This window comes from Gammaproteobacteria bacterium, from assembly GCA_016705365.1.
In the GTDB taxonomy this organism is placed as follows: Bacteria; Pseudomonadota; Gammaproteobacteria; order Pseudomonadales; family UBA5518; genus UBA5518.
Window position 1 is genome coordinate 2,118,706 of sequence record JADIYI010000008.1, and the last position, 16,459, is coordinate 2,135,164.

The window sequence follows — 16,459 nt, forward strand, 5'->3', positions numbered from 1 at the left end:
GTATTTCAGTATGAGCGCCGGCAAACTGCCACGCCAATAGCATTTGCATGATCTGGGTCATGGAAACCAAGCGGACAGGAACAGGGGGCAGTGCGCTCGACCCGTCCTCGCAACTGCGCTCACAAATTCCGCGCGGCAAATGTATCGCACTGCGCGAGATCACCGGAGTCGAAGCCCTTGCGGAACCAGCGCGCACGCTGCTCGGAACTGCCGTGGGTGAAGCTGTCGGGAATCACGTATCCCTGCGATTGTTTCTGCAGCCGGTCATCGCCGATCGCGGTGGCTGCCCTCAGCGCCTCGTCCAGGTCGCCGGGCTCGAGCAGTTGCCGTTCGCGGTTTGCCTGGTGTCCCCAGAAACCCGCGAAGCAGTCGGCCTGGAGTTCCTGGCGTACCGATAGCTGATTGATCCGCGCCTCGCTCGCGCCGCGGCCTGCCTGCTGCACTTCCTGCGCAATGCCGAGCAGCGTCTGCACATGGTGCCCGACCTCGTGGGCAATCACATAGGCCTGCGCGAAATCGCCCGGTGCGCCGTGACGATCTTTCAGATCGTCGTAAAACGACAGGTCGATATACACCTTGTGATCGGCGGGGCAATAGAAAGGCCCCATGGCGGCCTGCGCATTGCCGCATGCTGAGCGCACCGCGCCGGTGAACATCACCAGCCGGGGTTCCTCGTAGCGCTTGCCCATCTGCTCGAATGCGACGCGCCAGGTGTCTTCGGTATCCGCCAGCACCACGGAGACGAATTCCGCGAGCTGCTGCTCGGCCGCATTGGGCGTGTATTTGCCGTCCGGCGCTTGCGCGACGGTCGAACCGCCTTGAAGCATCGCTCCGGGGTCGATACCGACCAGTCTGGCGCCGACATAGGCCAAGATCACGAAACCGAGCAGGTAGCGTCCGCCACGGGTGCGCAACAACATGGGCAGCAAACGCAGCAGGACCAACGGCGCCGCGCCTGCCATGCGCGCTCCCGAGGAACCTCTCAGATCATCGATATTGTCGCTGCGCCGTCCGTCTTTCCACCGCATTCCCGTTACTCCTCGGCCGTGAATCAGCCCTCGGGCTGACAGGCGCTCGCCATTGTCCGCCGGAAGCGCGCTTCACAACAATGGGTCGGGGTTCGCGGATGCGCCGCGGTCGCGGGCACATTCGACAATATCTCGAACGCCTCGTTCATCGTGATTGAAATGCTTGGGGTGGCTCCGCAGCACTTAGCCCAGGGTGAAATTGAATACGCCTCATGACACAATGATGGTACTCTCAGCGTTGAATGCCGCTACAGTATGCGACACGGGGCGCCTCGTTGCATGAGGCTTGCCGGGTTGCATTGCGTATCAGGTCTGAATGTGCTTCGCTACTGTGCGGGGGCGTCAAATTGACACGGCGACCCGCCAATCCGCCCCCGACGATTGTTCACGGTGTGGATAGCAGGTTTCCATCCATGAACCGAGAGACAGCCGTTAACTGAACCAGGAAGCGAGGCAACCATGACACAGGACGATAGCGACAAAACCGATATGCAACCCGACCTGGGGCGGAGAAAATTCCTGAATACCGCCGCACTGGTGGGGCTTTCCGGTGCGGGGCTTTCGGCGGGCCTGACTGCCTGCAACAAGGACTCAGCTCCCACGGCAGGTGCGCCCGGCGCCCCAACGGCCCACTCGGAGGCACCCGAATTCGGCAAGTACGAGGTGCCACCTGGCCAGCTCGATGAATATTATTCATTCTCCAGTGGTGGCCATTCCGGCGAGGTACGTATCTATGGCTTGCCATCCGGCCGCGAACTGAAGCGTATTCCGGTATTCAACATGGACTGCCTGGTGGGCTGGGGCATCACCAACGAATCCAAGGCCATTCTCGGCACCAAGCCCGACGGCACGCCGAAATACACCACTGGCGACACGCACCACGTCCACCAGTCCTACACCGACGGCACTTACGACGGCAAGTACATGTTCGTCAACGACAAGATCCATGCACGCCTGGCGCGCGTCCGCATGGACACCATGGAATGCGACAAGATCACCGAACTGCCCAACGTCCAGGGCTTTCACGGTACGTTTACCGATAAACGCGACCCGGTCGATTCCAGCATCAACTACACCACCCGGGTATTCTGCGGCGCCGAGTTCTCGATTCCGCTGCCCAACGACGGGCGCGATGTGGATGATCCGGGCAAGTACAAGTCAATGTTCACCTGTGTCGACTCCAACACCATGGAGCCCCGCTGGCAAGTGATGATCGACGGTAACTGCGATCTGGTGGCGAGTTCGTATGACGGTAAGCTGACCTGCACCAACCAGTACAACACCGAGAATGCCATCCATTACGAAGACATGATGGCAAACGAAATGGATGCCTGCCTGTTCTTCAACGTGGCACGCATCGAAGAGGCGGTTCAGGCCGGCAAGACGATCACCATTGGCAGTTCCAAGGTGCCGGTGGTGGACGGCACGCGCGAATCCAACAAGGACCCGAAGACCGCGCTGACCTGTTACGTGCCGATACCGAAGAACCCGCACGGCGTGAACATCAGCCCGGACGGCAAATATTACGCCTGCTCGGGCAAGCTTTCGCCGACGGCTTCGGTGATCGAGCACGCTCTGGTGCTGAAATGGTTCGATGGCGAACTGGCCAACGCGCGCGACACCGTGGTCGCAGAACCCGAAATCGGTCTGGGGCCACTGCACACCGGGTTCGACAACAAGGGCAATGCCTACACCACGCTGTTTCTCGACAGCCAGATTGTGAAGTGGAACGTGGAAGCCGCGATCAAGTCGTTCAATGGCGACAGCAATGCCAATGTGGTGGTGGACCGCATCGACGTCCATTACCAGCCGGGGCATGGTTTCACCTCGATGGGCGAAACCCGTGAAGCCGATGGCCGCTACTTCATTTCGGACAACAAGTTCTCCAAGGACCGTTTCCTGCCCGTCGGCCCGCTCCATGCCGAGACCGCGCAGATGATCGACATCAGCGGTGACAAGATGATACTGGTGGCCGACCATGCGGTGTACTCGGAGCCGCACGACTCGATCATCGTCCGTCGCGACATCATCAAGACGCGTCAGATATACGATATGGACGAGTTCCCGCTGGCGGTAAAAGACCCGGCCGAATCAGGCGTTTTCCGTGACGGCAAGAAAGTGACCGTCAAGCTCACCAGCCAGGCGCCGACCTTCAGCCTGCGGGAATTCAAGGTCAAGAAAGACGATGAAGTGACCATCATTTTGACCAACCACGACAAGGTGGAGGATCTGACACACGGCTTTGCCATTCCGCAATACGATATCAACTTTCTCGTCAACCCGCAGGAGACCAAGTCGGTCACCTTCAAGGTCGACAAGCCCGGGGTCTACTGGTGTTACTGCACCAACTTCTGTCACGCCCTGCACCTGGAAATGCGCAGCCGCATGATCGTCGAGGCCTGAGCAACACCCGCCCTTCTCCAGGAAACACGGGAGGGGCGATTCGATCGCTCATGAGCGATTGAAAAATCCTGGATACGATTTCGACGATCCCGGACTGAATGGCAGGTGCTTGAATTCGTTCATGGCGGGTTCGTCGGTTTGCCTCAAGGCAGTCGGTTCGAAGCGCAGAGCGAAGCAACTTGTTCGATGCTCCATCAGTTCGAGCCGTGGGGGACGCCCGGATGTTTTATAGTGATTGAGTTCGAGCGGCGGTAATCTCCGAACCGCCTTGCAACTGGCCGGAGTTTCATGAAATCTGTTTCCGCTGTCTTCGCGCGTTTGCTGACGACACTTCTTCTTTTTTGCTGCCTCAGCGGGTTGACCGCGGCGGCGGTGCCGGGCGCCTCTTACGAGGCGCCGCTGCCGGCAAAATTATCGACTGATCCGGATCTTTGCACCTACGTCCCGTGCACGGATGTGGTACCTGGCGCCAACAGCTTTTCCCATCGCATGGGCAAGCCTGCCTATGTCGAAGCCTACCGGAACAGGAACCACGGCCACGGCGAGGAAGCCGATCACGGCAAGAAGCATGGTCGCGGCGAGAATCGCGACTGCGACGGCAAGGACGGCTGTGAACTGATCGGCTACGTATTCCTGTCCACCGATATCGTGGACATCCCCGCCTACTCGGGCAAGCCGGTGGTGACCCTGATCGGCATGGATACCAAGGGCACCATCACGGGGGTGCAGGTTCTGCGGCACTCGGAGCCCATCCTGCTGCTGGGCATACCCGAGGCGCAACTCACGCGGTTCGTCAATCAATACCTCGGCAAGTTCGTTGGCTCGAAAATCGAAGTGGGCGCGGGCCGGCCCGGTGAAGGTGTCATCGGGCTGGATGCCATCACCGGGGCCACGGTGACGGTGATTGCGGAAAACCAGGTCATCCTGCGCAGCGGTCTGGCGATTGCAAGACAGGTCGGCATCATCGAGCCCACCATTCGTCCCCAGGCGAAGTTCATCCAGGACGAGAGCACGCTGGACTGGGATGCACTGGTCAAGAATGGCAGCATCCGCAGACTCAGGGTCGATACCGTGGCGGTGGGGATGCCGCGCTCGAATCAGCCCTACATCGACATTCACTTTGGCTATCTCAATGCGCCTGTAGTGGGACGCAGCGTGCTCGGGAATTCCGTCTATCGAAGCCTGATGTCCAGGCTCAAGCCGGACGAGCATGCGATCTTCCTCATCGCCAGTGGTCTCGAGTCGTTCAAGGGCTCGGGTTTTGTGCGCGGCGGGATTTATGACCGGGTCCAGGTGGCGCAGGGTATGGATACCTTCACCTTCCGCGATCTGGATTATCTCAACCTGTACGGGATCGCGGCAGCCGGTGCGCCCGCCTATCACGAGTCGGCCATCTTCATCATCCGCTCGCCGACATTCAGCGCGGCCTATCCCTGGAGCCTGGTACTCCTGGCCAACAAGAGGGACCCGCAGACGGGTAACCGGAGTTTCGCCAACTTTGATTGTGAATACTGGCTGCCCGGCCGCTATCTCGAGGGTGGGCATCCCGAGATCGTCAAGCCGGAAGCGGTCTGGTTGACGGTATGGAAAACGCGCAAGGTCGAGGTGCTGCTGTTTCTGCTCTGGCTCGCAGCCGCAGGCACCGTCTATGCACTGCGGGACAAACTGGTGCGGCGTTCGACACACAAGGACAAGCGGTGGAAGGATATTCCCAAATATCTGCTATGGATTTCCTCGATCGGCTTCGTCGGATTCTACCTGCTGGCCGTGCCCTCGATCACCCAGGTGCTGACCTGGTTCCACGCCATCCTGTTCGAGTGGCGCTGGGAGTTGTTCCTGTCCGATCCGTTCGTCTTCCTGTTCTGGATTTTCATGATCGTCACCGTGTTCTTCTGGGGACGTGGCATGTTCTGCGGCTGGATGTGTCCCTACGGCTCACTCGCGGAACTGGTCTACCATGTGGCCGGCAAACTCGGGCTCAAGCGCTACCAGCGCCACCTGCTGCCGCAGAACTGGCATGATCGCCTGAAATGGATCAAGTACGGCATTTTTGCGATCCTGCTCGCCGTGTCCTTCTATTCCATGGGATTGGCTGAAAGGCTTGCCGAAGTCGAGCCGTTCAAAACCACCTTCCTGGTCGGGGTGTGGAACCGCTCCTGGCCTTTCGTGACCTTCTGGAGCGTGCTGATCGTCGCGTCGGCTTTCTTCGAGCGCCCATTCTGCAAGTACCTGTGTCCGCTCGGCGCCGCCCTGGCGGTACCTTCCACGTTCCGTTGGTGGGGCCTCAAGCGCAAGCAGGAGTGCGGACCGTGCAGGGCATGCCAGGTTGGCTGCGGATCGCAGGCGATTGACGACTCCGGCCGCATCGACCGCCGTGAATGTCTGCTGTGCCTCGACTGCCAGATACTGTATTACGACGATCACGCCTGCCCGCCGCTGGCCCAGGAACGCAAGCGCCGCACCAAGGCCGGCCAGCCGCTGACCGCGATCGGGGCGGACGGCTATTTCATCCCCATCATTGCGGTTTCCGACCACCCTTCGCCGGCGCCCGCCGAGCGGCAGCGGCTGGCTGCCTTCATCGGGCAGGAGTTCATGGATCATCTGTTCCCATGGAGCCGCAAGGCATTCGAGCAACCGCGCCTGTTGTTGCAGGCGAGCGGCCTCGCGCTGGCTGTGCTGATGACCTGGGTCTGGATCCTCGGTGCGGTGGGCAGTATCGGCCCCGGTATCGTGCTGGGCTGGTGGCTGGCGTGGAGCGCGTACGAACTGGTGGTACGGATGCGCTTCAAACCCTACGTCAAGGACGGCCCCTGGTGGGAGCGTAATTTACGCCCGGCATCGTGGGCCGACATGGCCTCCTACGTGGGGTTCAAGAATCTCCTGATCGCCGTGGCCATGTTCCTGATGATGAAAACCACGGGTGTGCTGGAATTCCTGCAAGGCATCCCGTCGCTGCAATGGCTCTACTAGCAGACGGTACGCCTTCATTCGCAGTGCGAATGAAGGCGTGTCGACCATTGGTTGCGGCATTGCTCTGCTTGCTGGCTAGCGGTAGCGCCGTTGCCGGTGAGTGGACGGTGCGGGCGGGGGAGTCCATTGCCGCGGCGATTGCGCTCGCCAAACCCGGTGACCTGGTGCGGGTAGAGCGTGGCTATTATCAGGAGCGGTTGCTGATCGACAAGCCCCTGATCCTGGTCGGCATCAATCGACCCACGCTAAGCGCGGGCAAAGAAGGCGACACCATTCGTGTCACCGCCGAGGATGTGACCATCGACGGGCTGATCGTGCGCGATTCGGGAGACAGCCTGCTCGATCAGAATGCCGGCATCTACATCCGCCGGGGCGCCCATCGTGCAACGGTGCGCAACTGCGACCTGACCTACAATCTGTTCGGAATCTATATCGAGACGGTCAAAACCGTCGAGATTCGCAACAACGTCATCACCGGCAAGCGCGATTACAAATCTCCCCGGCGCGGCAATGGCATCCAGCTCTACAACACCGAAGCCGCGCAGATCATCGGCAACGAGATCAGCTTCGTGCGCGATGGCATCTACGTGGATGTGTCGCACCACTCGGTGTTCCGCAATAATCGGATCCACAACGTCCGCTATGGTACCCACTACATGAACTCGCACAACAACGTGTGGGAAGGCAACGACTCCTACCACAACCGTGGCGGCCTCGCGCTGATGATGACCCGCAACCAGGTGGTCCGCAATAATCGCGCATGGGGCAATTCGGATCACGGCATCATGCTGCGCACCATCCAGGATTCGCTGATCGAAGGCAACATTGTTGCCGGCAATGCCCGCGGATTTTTCATCTACGATGCCGAGTACAACATCATCCGCAACAACCTGGTGGCGGACAACACCATCGGGGTGCACCTGGCCGCGGGTTCGTATCGCAACCAGGTCGACGGCAATGACTTCGTTTCGAACCCTACCCAGATCAAGTACGTGGCCAGCCGGGACGAAATCTGGCCCGGCAACTACTGGAGCAACTATCTGGGCTGGGATCGCAACGGTGACGATGTCGGTGACGTGCCCTACGAGGCCAACGATCTCGTAGACCGTCTGTCCTGGCGTCACCCGATGATGAAGCTGCTGCTCGCCAGCCCGGCGGTGCATACGCTGCGGCTGGTGAGCCAGCAGTTCCCGCTGCTGCGCGCACCCAGCGTCGTCGATCCCCAGCCGCGGATGAAGCCGCAACATGCTGACTGGGGTCAATGGATTGGCCGGTATTTCTCCCATGCAAACTGATACGGATGCCGCGGTGATCGTCGCGCGCGGGGTGTGCAAGCACTATGGACCGATTCATGCAGTCGACGGGGTCGACCTCGACATTCGCGCCGGTGAACTGTTCGGCCTGATCGGCCACAACGGCGCCGGCAAGAGCACGATGTTCAAGATGATGCTCGGCCTGATCCGCGCCACCGCGGGCGAGATCCGGATCGCCGGCACGCGGGTGGACGGAGCCAATTTTCGCAGTGTGCGGCGCACGATCGGTTATCTGCCGGAAAATGTCGTTCTCTACGACAACCTGACTGGTCTCGAGACGCTGCATTTCTTCTCGCGCCTGAAAGGCGCAGCGCCCGCGGAATGCAACCCGGCGCTCGAACGCGTGGGCCTCGCGCACGCGGCAAGGCGCCCGGTACGCGAATACTCCAAGGGCATGCGCCAACGCCTTGGCTTTGCCCAGGCGCTGCTCGGCCAGCCGCGGATCCTGTTCCTCGATGAACCCACCACCGGTCTCGATCCGCAAGCGATCCGCGACTTCTACGCCGTCCTCCGTCAGCTGCGCAGCGAAGGCGTAACCATGGTGATCACGTCCCATATCCTCGCCGAGATCCAGGAGCGGGTGGATCGTCTGGCGATCATGACTGGCGGCAGGATCCAGGCGAGCGGCACGGTGCAGACCCTGCGCGAACAGATGGACCTGCCATTGTGGTTCACGGTGCGCGTTGCGCGGGAGGATTTCGAGGCGGTGCGCACGGTGCTCGGTCACCTTCCGGTGGGCGCAATCGAGGCACACGACGATCATGTAGCGGTACAGTGCCAGCGGGAAGTCAAAATGGCAGTGATCCAGGCGCTGGCCACCTTGAATGGCCGGGTGCGCGACCTCACCGTGCGCGAGCCCTCGCTCGAAGACATGTTCTTCGGCTTTTCGGATTAAGGGACGAACATGGAATTTGCCCAAATCGGTGCCATCGCCGGCAAGGAATTCCGGGATCGGATCCGTAACCGCTGGGTACTGGCGGTGGCGCTGGTGTTTACCGTCTTCGCGCTCGTCATCGCCTACTTCGGTGCCGCGCAACAGGGCTCCGTCGGCTTTCGATCGATCGACGTCACCATCGCCAGCCTGGTGAGCCTGGTCATCTACCTGATCCCGCTGATCGCGCTGATTCTGGGCTTTGACGCGATCGTTGGCGAGCGCGAGCGCGGTTCCCTCGACCTGTTGCTGTCGATGCCGATCACCCGGCTGGAACTGCTCCTTGGAAAATACTTCGGGCTGGCTGGCGCGCTGAGCTTTTCCACCGTGGCCGGATTCGGGCTGGTGGCGATCCTGCTGTCGCCGCAACTCGATTTCAACGCCCTGATCCATTACTTCGGTTTCATGCTCAGCTCGGTGCTGCTGGGCTGTGCTTTCCTGAGCATGGCGGTCATGCTGTCGGTGTTCGCCTCGGATCGTACTCACGCATCAGGGCTCGCAATCGCCCTGTGGTTTTTCTTCGTGCTGGTGTTCGACCTGCTGCTGCTCGGCGCACTGGTCGTCACCGGTGGCCAGTGGGGCGGCGAAGTTTTCCCCTACCTGCTCCTCGCAAACCCCGCCGACGTGTTCCGCGTCCTCAACATATTCAGCCTGGCAGACGTTCGTTCCATGTATGGACTGACGACTGTTTTTCCTCCGGCGCTGGCCAACTCCTGGTTGCTGGGGCTGGTGATGGTGGCCTGGATCGCGGCGCCATTGGGTATTGCCACCTGGAGATTCCGTAAATGAATCGTGTACTAGTTACCCTGATGCTTGCCGCCGTGGCCGCGCTTGCCGCTTGCGGACAGTCGGCAACCTCAACCGCAGTCGTCCCTCTGGAAATCGAGCAGGGCACATCGTGCAGCCTGGATGGCATGCTGCTGGCCGATTATCCTGGCCCCAAGGCGCAGATCCAATACGCCGGGCAGACAGAGCCGGATTTCTTCTGCGATACCGTGGAAATGTTCCACACGGTCCTCGATCCCGAACAGCTCAGGGCCGTTCGCGGCATTTTCGTCCAGGATATGGGCAAAGCGGACTGGGATGCGCCGCGCGACCACTGGATCGATGCGAAAAATGCCTTTTACGTCTACGGCAGCAAGCGGGACGGATCCATGGGGCCGACCATCGCCAGTTTCGCGCTGCAAGCCGATGCAACGAAGTTTGCCGCCGAATACGGCGGCAAGGTCTATCATTTTGCCGACATCACCCCCGGCATGGTGATCCTCGATGGCGGCGTGCTCCATGACAGAATTCATTAGACAAGACCATGACGAATTTCTTTGCAAGCATCGATCCTGAGGAAGCAGCCGAAATCGATATTCTGTCGAGACTGGCTTACGAGCTGCGCGAGAATCGTAGCGCCATTCTCGGATCCCATGGCGCAGAAGACGAAGCGGCGTTGTTGCAGAAAATCCGGACTGGTGTGGTGGGCGAGCATCCTGCCTACGAGCTCTATCTGGCGGCCAGGATTCTTGCAGACACCCGTGAAACGGTGCGTGCGGCGGTCGGCGAACGCTTGAAGGAGGCCAATCGAAAATGAGCCTGCACCTTGAACTCGGCTCGAGGATCGATGCCGCTTTTGGCGATGTTCTGGCTTCTCCGACCGAACAGAAACAGGATGCGATGATCGTTCGCCTGAGCAATGGCGTGACGCTGGTTGTGCGCTATGCGGCCGCCGACGCCTATTCGCTGCGCTGGGTCTATGGCGATGCCGAATCCGGCATCGATACCGCCCCGCTGCACCGTGATTTGGCGACCTTCCCCAACCACATGCACGAAGCGGACGGCCGCATCGTTGCCGACCCGCTCACCCGGCCCGAAGCGTCGCCGGTGGACAACCTGCAAAGCCTGATCCGCGCCTTGCTCGACAACCCCATGTTGGGAGTCACGGGCAGCGTCTGATACGTCTGCCGGCTGGTGGGTACGGTGACGACGATTGTGATCGCCGCCCCGTTTTGCACAAGACCACACTGTATCAGTGTGGTCCGGGCTTTCAGGTCGACTGATCAGCCATGAAGTCCACTGCAGCCTTGATCTCATCATCGCTCAGGGTGGTGGAACCGCCACGCGCAGGCATCATGCCTTTTGCACCGGTGAATCCCTCCATGGCATGCAGGTAGAGTGTGTCCTTGCCTTGTGCAATACGCGGGCCCCAGTCGGCTTTGTCGCCCGGCTTCGGCGCGCCGGCCACACCTGCGGCATGGCACATCGCGCAGACGGTGCCGTAGACTTTCTTGCCCTGCGCGTTCTCTGCCACTACCGGCTGCGCGGGTGCGGCGGCCGCTGCGGTCGGTGCTTCGGGCGCAGTGGCTGCCGGCGCAGCACTCTCCCGTTTTCCGCATGCGCTCAACAAAGCCGCAAGCGAGACCGCCAAAATGATTGATGTTGTCTTCATTGATTTCTCCAATGGGGGGGAACCAGGTACATGTTGACCGCGGTTGGGCCGGATCAGTGACTGGATTGGCGCCATCATTTACGTGGCTGCGGAGCAAAACATAAAGTCGGGCGAGCATCCTCGGCGCGGGGGGAAATATAGCACATGCCGCATGGATTTCAGACGGTGACGAAGGGCGACCTCCACGGGATCGACCCGGAATGGTCGCTGCTTGCGGCCTCGGGTCTGGCCTTCTTCCTTCAGCACCTTGCGCACCGCGGGATCCAATGACATGCGCTGAAAGAAGCGTTCGAGGCTGTCGAGACCAGAAAGCTCGATTCCCTGACCCTTGGCCCAGCGCACCGCTGCAGCGAGTTGCCGGTTGTACTTGTCGAGCAACCTCGCGAGCCGCCGCTAACTGGCGAAGACGCAGGTTGCGCCGCGTGACCTGCGCCACGAGTCTCTTTCGCGATACCATGGTCGCACTCGATGCGATGGCAGCCCGGACCCGCGCGACCAGCGCGCGAACCGCAGCGGCTGTGGTTCGTATCTCGTCGCTCCGCTCATCATCGATGTGTTGCATTAACCTGGATGAAAAGCCCCGGGATACCACTGTCAGGAGAGAATCATTCATGTCAGGGTTGAAAGATAAACGCATCATCGTGACCGGCGGCGCGGGTGGCATCGGCAATGCCGCGGTACGCTTGTTCGTGGAACGAGGCGCACGGGTTGCCTGCACCTACCACTCCACGCGACCGGAACTGCCGCCGGCAGTGGCGAGCTACCGCTGCGATATCACGGACCGTACCGCGGTCGAGACGGTTTTCGGACGCATGGCCGATGATCTCGGCGGCCTCGAGGTGCTGGTGCATGCCGCGGGGATACATGGGTCGCAGGCGGCCGAAGAGGTGGACGCCGCTGCCTGGGACCGCATGTTCGACGCCAATGCCAAGGCAACCGTGTGGACCAACCAGGCGGCTTTTCGCCGGATGCGCACAAGCGGCGGTTCGATCATCAACATGGGCTCCGTGGAAGGTGTGCGTGGCTTTGGGGGCAATGCGGTCTATGCAGCCTCGCGTGGCGCGGTGATGGCCTGGACCCGCAGCGTTGCCCTGGAATGGGGTGCCGCGAAGGTGCGCGTCAACTGTGTGGCACCGGCAATCGCGACCTCGATCTTCGAGCGCCAGATGGCGACGATGGACCCGGCGGTACTTGCCATGGTCGAGGCGGATCTGCGCCGGAGCATACCGCTTGGCGGCACGCTCGGCGATCCGCTGTACGATCTCGCTCCGGTGCTGGCCTTCCTTGCCAGTGACGATTCGCGCTTCATCACCGGGCAGACGATTGCGGTCGATGGTGGCTTGATGATGCTCGGCTCGTGAATCGCGCACCGATCCGCAGCGGCGACAAACCGATCTGGACAAGCTCGGAAACTCCATGATGAGCGACAGGGAAAATCTGTTCGAGCTGGTGGAGCGGATGCCGACGTTTTCGCGCAACGTCGTGCGCATCAATGCCGAGTTGCTCGCTTCGCAGCCCCCTGGCGGGCCGCAAATCGTGATGGCCAGCGAAGGGCTCGGCTTCGGGGTCTGAGCCGGTATCCGCTGCGCGAACGCGATCCTTGCCGACATTGCGAAACATCTCTCGGCGCATGGCGCTGCGATGCGCTACAAATGTTCTGGTGACATGCACCTTGCGGAGAACCCCGACCGATGAGCCTCATAGCACGGATCGTCGCCTTGCCCTGCCTCTTGTGGGCGCTGTGTGCCGGCAGTCCGGCGGCACTTGCCGGGGCCGGCCCCATCCTGTTCGTGACCCAGGTGCCATGGGTGGGTTTCACGACCATTGCCGAGGCTTTCGGCACCCAGCGTGCGGAGATGCAGAGCGTGCCGAGGGGCGGTGATCTGTGGATCCGCTATCCTGACGGCACGCTGCGCAACCTGACCCAGGAGGCGGGATTCGGCAGTACCGGCTCGCAGGATGTCACGGGCATCGCGGTACGCCAGCCGGTGGTGCACTGGAGCGGCGAGCGCGCGTTGTTCAGCATGGTGGTGGGTGCGCCCGGCAAGCGTTACGAGGTCGCGGATTACCGCTGGCAGCTCTACGAGGTCAGCGGGCTGGCGCAGGGACAAAGCGCAAAGATCAGCAAGGTGCGCTGCCAGCCTGGCGCCTACAACAATATCGCGCCGGCCTACGGTTCCGATGATTCGATCATTTTCGTCTCCGACAGGCCACGCAGCGGTCTTGCGCGTCTCTATCCGCAGCGCGACGAGTACGAATCCACGCCGATCGATACCGGCCTGTGGAAAATCGATCCGCTCGCCTGCCGCTTCAAGCTGATCGAGCATGCGCCATCGGGTGTCACGTATCCCACGGTCGATTCCTATGGCCGCATCCTGTTCACCAAGTGGGATCATCTGCAACGTGACCAGCAGGCCGATGCCGACGTGTTCGATGCCGGTAGCTACGGCAGTTTCAACTATGCCTCGGAGAGCAGCACCGTGGTACCCGCCGTGCCGACGCGCACCGAGTACTTTCCGGAGTTGCGCCGCGCCGCATACTCCCTGCTGCCGGCCCAGGGTTACGACGGAAAACGCATCGCCGCGAACTACCCGCTGAACGGCCACACCTTCAACCATTTCTTTCCGTGGACGCTGAACCAGGACGGATCGGAGGAGGAGACGCTCAACCACATCGGGCGCCACGAACTCGGTGGCAGCTACAGCGAAGCGAACTTTCGCAATGACCCGGCCCTGAGCTATTTCCAGCCGGGGAAGTTCAACGCGGCGCCCATCTTTCTGTCCGGCAGTGGTGGTACCTTTCACCTGCGCGAGGATCCGCTGGTGCGCGGGCGCATCTGGAGCGTGCGCGCGCCGGAGTTCAGCACCGCGACGGCGGGCGATCTGATCCGCCTGCAGGGCGCGCCCGATGCCAGCCCGGAAAAATCCCGGGTCGTGCTGGTCGCCTCGAAGAGTACTTTTGGCCGCTTTCGCAACCCCCTTCCGTTGTCTGACGGGCGGCTGCTGGTGGTGCACACACCGCACAAGGGCGACGAGGAAAACAGCGGCAGCACGAGCACTCCGGAAATCAATTACGACTTCCGTATTCGCGAGTTCCACCTGGCGCCGAAAGCCCTCGGCGAGCTGCTCACGGCGGGTATCCAGCAATGCGTGTCGTGGTGGGATCCGGATCAGCGGGTGAACTGGTGCGGCACCATGTGGGAGCTCGATCCGGTCGAGGTCGTGGCGCGGGTGGTGCCGCGCAAGCGCGTGGCGCCACCGCTGCCGGCGCGCGAGCGCCAGGTGCTGGCTGCTGCCGGCGTCGGCGAGGCGTTGTTGCGCAACTGGCTGCACGCGCGTGACCTGGCACTGATCGTGAGCCGCAATGTTACGGCGCGCGACCGTGCCGACGAGCAGCAACCCTTCAATCTCGCCGTTGCCGGCGGCGGCGCCGAAACCATTGGCCTCGGTGGTGCAAAAATCTATCCGGTCTCGCATATGCAGTTGTTCCAGGCCGACCAGATCCGCGGCTATTTCCGCTATCAATCGAGCGTGCCCAAGCCCGGCCGGCGCGTGCTCGCGGTGCCAATGCATCATCCGGCTGCACTCGCGGCCATGGGCGATTATCCGAGCGGGCCGCAGGGCGCTGTGCCGCTGGCGAGCGACGGCTCGATGGCCGCATTCGTGCCGGCGCGCCGCGCGCTGGCCTGGCAGCTGATCGACGCCGGCAAGAGCGGCTGGGAGCAGGCGGTAGTGCGCGAGCGCAACTGGATCAGTTTCAAGCCCGGGGAACGGCGCGTATGCACCGCGTGTCACGGCATCAACAAGCTGGACCAGTCCGGCAACCTGCCCCCCGCGAACCCGCCGCAGGCGCTGGCCAGGCTGCTCGGTGAATGGAAGGACGTGGTGCGCAACCATTGCCCTCCGGACGGCGGTACCGGCAGCTGGAGTTACAGCGGTGTCGAGTGGTCGGCCTGTGACGAGAATTCACGTTACAGGATCCAGGCCTGTGCGGGCGGCAATGGTTGCTGCAACGGGATGCCGAAAACCCAGACCCTCGAATGTCCCTGAGTTGGCGTAACCCCCGGCGCGGATTTGGCGTATTGTTGGCGCACTGATCACGTGCGCGTTGCCCAGCAACAGAATTCCGGAGCGCCCTGTCATGACCCGTCATTACCACAGCAAGCTGCATCTTCCCGAGGCGCCGTTTCGCCCCGGCGAGGTACCCGATTATTCGTACCTGGACATTCCGGCGCCGGAGGACTCGTTTCGTCCCGATCCGTTGTGCGAGCCGGTCGCGACGCGCGAACTGTGTTTCGGGCTGATTCGCGTGCTGGACGATGCGGGTCATGCCAAGGGTCCGTGGGGTGAAGACGTTTCCGCCGCAACCTTGCGCACCGGGCTGCGTCACATGCTGATGACGCGTTGTTACGACGACCGCATGTTCCGCATGCAGCGCCAGGGCAAGCTCTCGTTTTACATGAAATGCACCGGCGAGGAGGCGATTGCGGTCGGGCAGGCGATGGCATTGCGCCCGGGCGACATGCTGTTCCCGAGCTACCGCCAGCAGGGATTGCTGTTCGTGCGCGGACGCGATGTGGTCGACATGATGTGTCACTGCATCTCGAACTCGCGCGACAATTGCAAGGGCCGGCAGATGCCGATCATGTACAGCTGGAAGGACGGCAACTACTTCACCATTTCCGGCAACCTTGCCACCCAGTTCAGCCAGGCGGTGGGGTGGGCAATGGGCTCGGCCTACAAGGGCGAGGACCATATCGCCGCGACCTGGGTCGGTGAGGGCAGCAGCGCCGAAGCCGATGTGTACCAGGCGATGCTGTTTGCCTCGACCTACAAGGCGCCGGTGCTGCTCAATATCGTGAACAACCAGTGGGCAATCTCCACGCCGCAGAGCGTGGTCTCGGGTGATACGACCTTTGCCGCGCGTGCGATCGGCATGAACATCGCCGGGCTGCGCGTCGACGGCAACGATTTTCTCGCGGTGCACGCGGTCACCCGCTGGGCGGCGGAGCGCGCCCGCGGCGGCGGCGGCGCGACGCTGATCGAGTTCTTCACCTATCGCGCGGAGGGGCACTCGACCAGCGACGATCCCAGCGTCTACCGGCCCAAGGGTGAATCGGAGGTCTGGCCGCTGGGTGACCCGATCGAGCGCCTGAAGCAGCACCTGACAAGGTGCGGCGAATGGAGCGAGGAACAGCATGGCACGCTCCTGGCGGAGCTCGAGGAACGCAACACGGCGGCGTGGAAACAGGCCGAGTCCTACGGTTCGCTGGAGGACGGTCCGCACTGGCCGGTGAGTTCGATGTTCGAGGATGTGTTCAAGGGCTTGCCGCCGCATCTGCGCAAGCAGCGCCACCGCATGATGGAGGGCGACTGAG

The 16,459-nt window shown here is 61.8% G+C and carries 15 protein-coding genes; 12 read left to right on the forward strand and 3 right to left on the reverse strand.

Going from position 1 to position 16,459, the window contains the following annotated elements; translation table 11 throughout:
• Positions 1–119 precede the first annotated feature (119 nt).
• Positions 120–1,028 (reverse strand): neutral zinc metallopeptidase, encoded by a 909-nt coding sequence (locus IPF49_17315; GenBank protein MBK6289358.1) that lies wholly within the window; start codon positions 1,026–1,028, stop codon positions 120–122.
• Positions 1,029–1,487: 459 nt separating this feature from the next.
• On the opposite strand from IPF49_17315, the gene IPF49_17320 reads away from it, so the two are divergent.
• The 8 genes from IPF49_17320 (at position 1,488) to IPF49_17355 (ending at position 10,589) form a co-directional block, all read left to right on the forward strand.
• Positions 1,488–3,431, forward strand: a complete 1,944-nt coding sequence (locus tag IPF49_17320) for a nitrous-oxide reductase (GenBank protein MBK6289359.1) — start codon at positions 1,488–1,490, stop codon at positions 3,429–3,431.
• A 288-nt stretch (positions 3,432–3,719) separates the two neighbouring features.
• On the forward strand, positions 3,720–6,401 hold the full coding sequence (locus tag IPF49_17325) for a 4Fe-4S binding protein (protein ID MBK6289360.1): 2,682 nt from the start codon (positions 3,720–3,722) through the stop codon (positions 6,399–6,401).
• Between the two features lie 29 nt (positions 6,402–6,430).
• Entirely contained in the window at positions 6,431–7,696 is a 1,266-nt protein-coding gene (locus tag IPF49_17330; GenBank protein ID MBK6289361.1) for a nitrous oxide reductase family maturation protein NosD, read from the forward strand.
• Entirely contained in the window at positions 7,686–8,609 is a 924-nt protein-coding gene (locus tag IPF49_17335) for an ABC transporter ATP-binding protein (GenBank protein MBK6289362.1), read from the forward strand. The genes IPF49_17330 and IPF49_17335 overlap by 11 nt, the downstream gene beginning before the upstream one ends.
• Positions 8,610–8,618: 9 nt before the next feature.
• Positions 8,619–9,434 carry an ABC transporter permease gene (locus tag IPF49_17340; protein MBK6289363.1) on the forward strand — a complete coding sequence of 272 codons (816 nt, stop codon included), beginning with the start codon at positions 8,619–8,621 and terminating at the stop codon, positions 9,432–9,434.
• Positions 9,431–9,946: a nitrous oxide reductase accessory protein NosL gene (locus tag IPF49_17345; GenBank protein MBK6289364.1), complete on the forward strand. Its 516-nt coding sequence runs from the start codon at positions 9,431–9,433 to the stop codon at positions 9,944–9,946. Before IPF49_17340 ends, IPF49_17345 begins: the two co-directional genes overlap by 4 nt.
• An 8-nt stretch (positions 9,947–9,954) precedes the next feature.
• Positions 9,955–10,227 carry a hypothetical protein gene (locus IPF49_17350; protein ID MBK6289365.1) on the forward strand — a complete coding sequence of 91 codons (273 nt, stop codon included), beginning with the start codon at positions 9,955–9,957 and terminating at the stop codon, positions 10,225–10,227.
• Complete coding sequence (locus IPF49_17355; protein MBK6289366.1) at positions 10,224–10,589, forward strand: hypothetical protein; 366 nt, start codon at positions 10,224–10,226, stop codon at positions 10,587–10,589. The genes IPF49_17350 and IPF49_17355 overlap by 4 nt, the downstream gene beginning before the upstream one ends.
• A 91-nt stretch (positions 10,590–10,680) precedes the next feature.
• On the opposite strand, the gene IPF49_17360 is transcribed toward IPF49_17355, so the two are convergent.
• Both IPF49_17360 and IPF49_17365 read right to left on the reverse strand, forming a co-directional pair.
• Positions 10,681–11,082 carry a cytochrome c5 family protein gene (locus IPF49_17360; GenBank protein ID MBK6289367.1) on the reverse strand — a complete coding sequence of 134 codons (402 nt, stop codon included), beginning with the start codon at positions 11,080–11,082 and terminating at the stop codon, positions 10,681–10,683.
• Positions 11,083–11,160: 78 nt separating this feature from the next.
• Entirely contained in the window at positions 11,161–11,460 is a 300-nt protein-coding gene (locus IPF49_17365) for a hypothetical protein (GenBank protein ID MBK6289368.1), read from the reverse strand.
• Between the two features lie 233 nt (positions 11,461–11,693).
• Here IPF49_17365 and IPF49_17370 point away from each other — a divergent pair, with 233 nt between their 5' ends.
• The 4 genes from IPF49_17370 to IPF49_17385 all read left to right on the forward strand — a co-directional run bounded on the left by IPF49_17370 (position 11,694) and on the right by IPF49_17385 (position 16,458).
• Positions 11,694–12,443: an SDR family oxidoreductase gene (locus tag IPF49_17370; GenBank protein ID MBK6289369.1), complete on the forward strand. Its 750-nt coding sequence runs from the start codon at positions 11,694–11,696 to the stop codon at positions 12,441–12,443.
• 55 nt (positions 12,444–12,498) lie between these two features.
• Positions 12,499–12,654: a hypothetical protein gene (locus IPF49_17375; protein ID MBK6289370.1), complete on the forward strand. Its 156-nt coding sequence runs from the start codon at positions 12,499–12,501 to the stop codon at positions 12,652–12,654.
• Positions 12,655–12,773: 119 nt separating this feature from the next.
• Positions 12,774–15,131: a hypothetical protein gene (locus tag IPF49_17380; protein ID MBK6289371.1), complete on the forward strand. Its 2,358-nt coding sequence runs from the start codon at positions 12,774–12,776 to the stop codon at positions 15,129–15,131.
• Between the two features lie 91 nt (positions 15,132–15,222).
• Positions 15,223–16,458: a 3-methyl-2-oxobutanoate dehydrogenase (2-methylpropanoyl-transferring) subunit alpha gene (locus IPF49_17385; GenBank protein ID MBK6289372.1), complete on the forward strand. Its 1,236-nt coding sequence runs from the start codon at positions 15,223–15,225 to the stop codon at positions 16,456–16,458.
• Position 16,459 lies beyond the last annotated feature (1 nt).

Coding starts and splice junctions, on each gene's coding strand:
- IPF49_17315 (MBK6289358.1), bottom strand. CDS start 1,028: ATGCGGTGGAAAGACGGACGGCGCAGCGACAATATCGATGATCTGAGA.
- IPF49_17320 (MBK6289359.1), top strand. CDS start 1,488: ATGACACAGGACGATAGCGACAAAACCGATATGCAACCCGACCTGGGG.
- IPF49_17325 (MBK6289360.1), top strand. CDS start 3,720: ATGAAATCTGTTTCCGCTGTCTTCGCGCGTTTGCTGACGACACTTCTT.
- IPF49_17330 (MBK6289361.1), top strand. CDS start 6,431: ATGAAGGCGTGTCGACCATTGGTTGCGGCATTGCTCTGCTTGCTGGCT.
- IPF49_17335 (MBK6289362.1), top strand. CDS start 7,686: ATGCAAACTGATACGGATGCCGCGGTGATCGTCGCGCGCGGGGTGTGC.
- IPF49_17340 (MBK6289363.1), top strand. CDS start 8,619: ATGGAATTTGCCCAAATCGGTGCCATCGCCGGCAAGGAATTCCGGGAT.
- IPF49_17345 (MBK6289364.1), top strand. CDS start 9,431: ATGAATCGTGTACTAGTTACCCTGATGCTTGCCGCCGTGGCCGCGCTT.
- IPF49_17350 (MBK6289365.1), top strand. CDS start 9,955: ATGACGAATTTCTTTGCAAGCATCGATCCTGAGGAAGCAGCCGAAATC.
- IPF49_17355 (MBK6289366.1), top strand. CDS start 10,224: ATGAGCCTGCACCTTGAACTCGGCTCGAGGATCGATGCCGCTTTTGGC.
- IPF49_17360 (MBK6289367.1), bottom strand. CDS start 11,082: ATGAAGACAACATCAATCATTTTGGCGGTCTCGCTTGCGGCTTTGTTG.
- IPF49_17370 (MBK6289369.1), top strand. CDS start 11,694: ATGTCAGGGTTGAAAGATAAACGCATCATCGTGACCGGCGGCGCGGGT.
- IPF49_17375 (MBK6289370.1), top strand. CDS start 12,499: ATGATGAGCGACAGGGAAAATCTGTTCGAGCTGGTGGAGCGGATGCCG.
- IPF49_17380 (MBK6289371.1), top strand. CDS start 12,774: ATGAGCCTCATAGCACGGATCGTCGCCTTGCCCTGCCTCTTGTGGGCG.
- IPF49_17385 (MBK6289372.1), top strand. CDS start 15,223: ATGACCCGTCATTACCACAGCAAGCTGCATCTTCCCGAGGCGCCGTTT.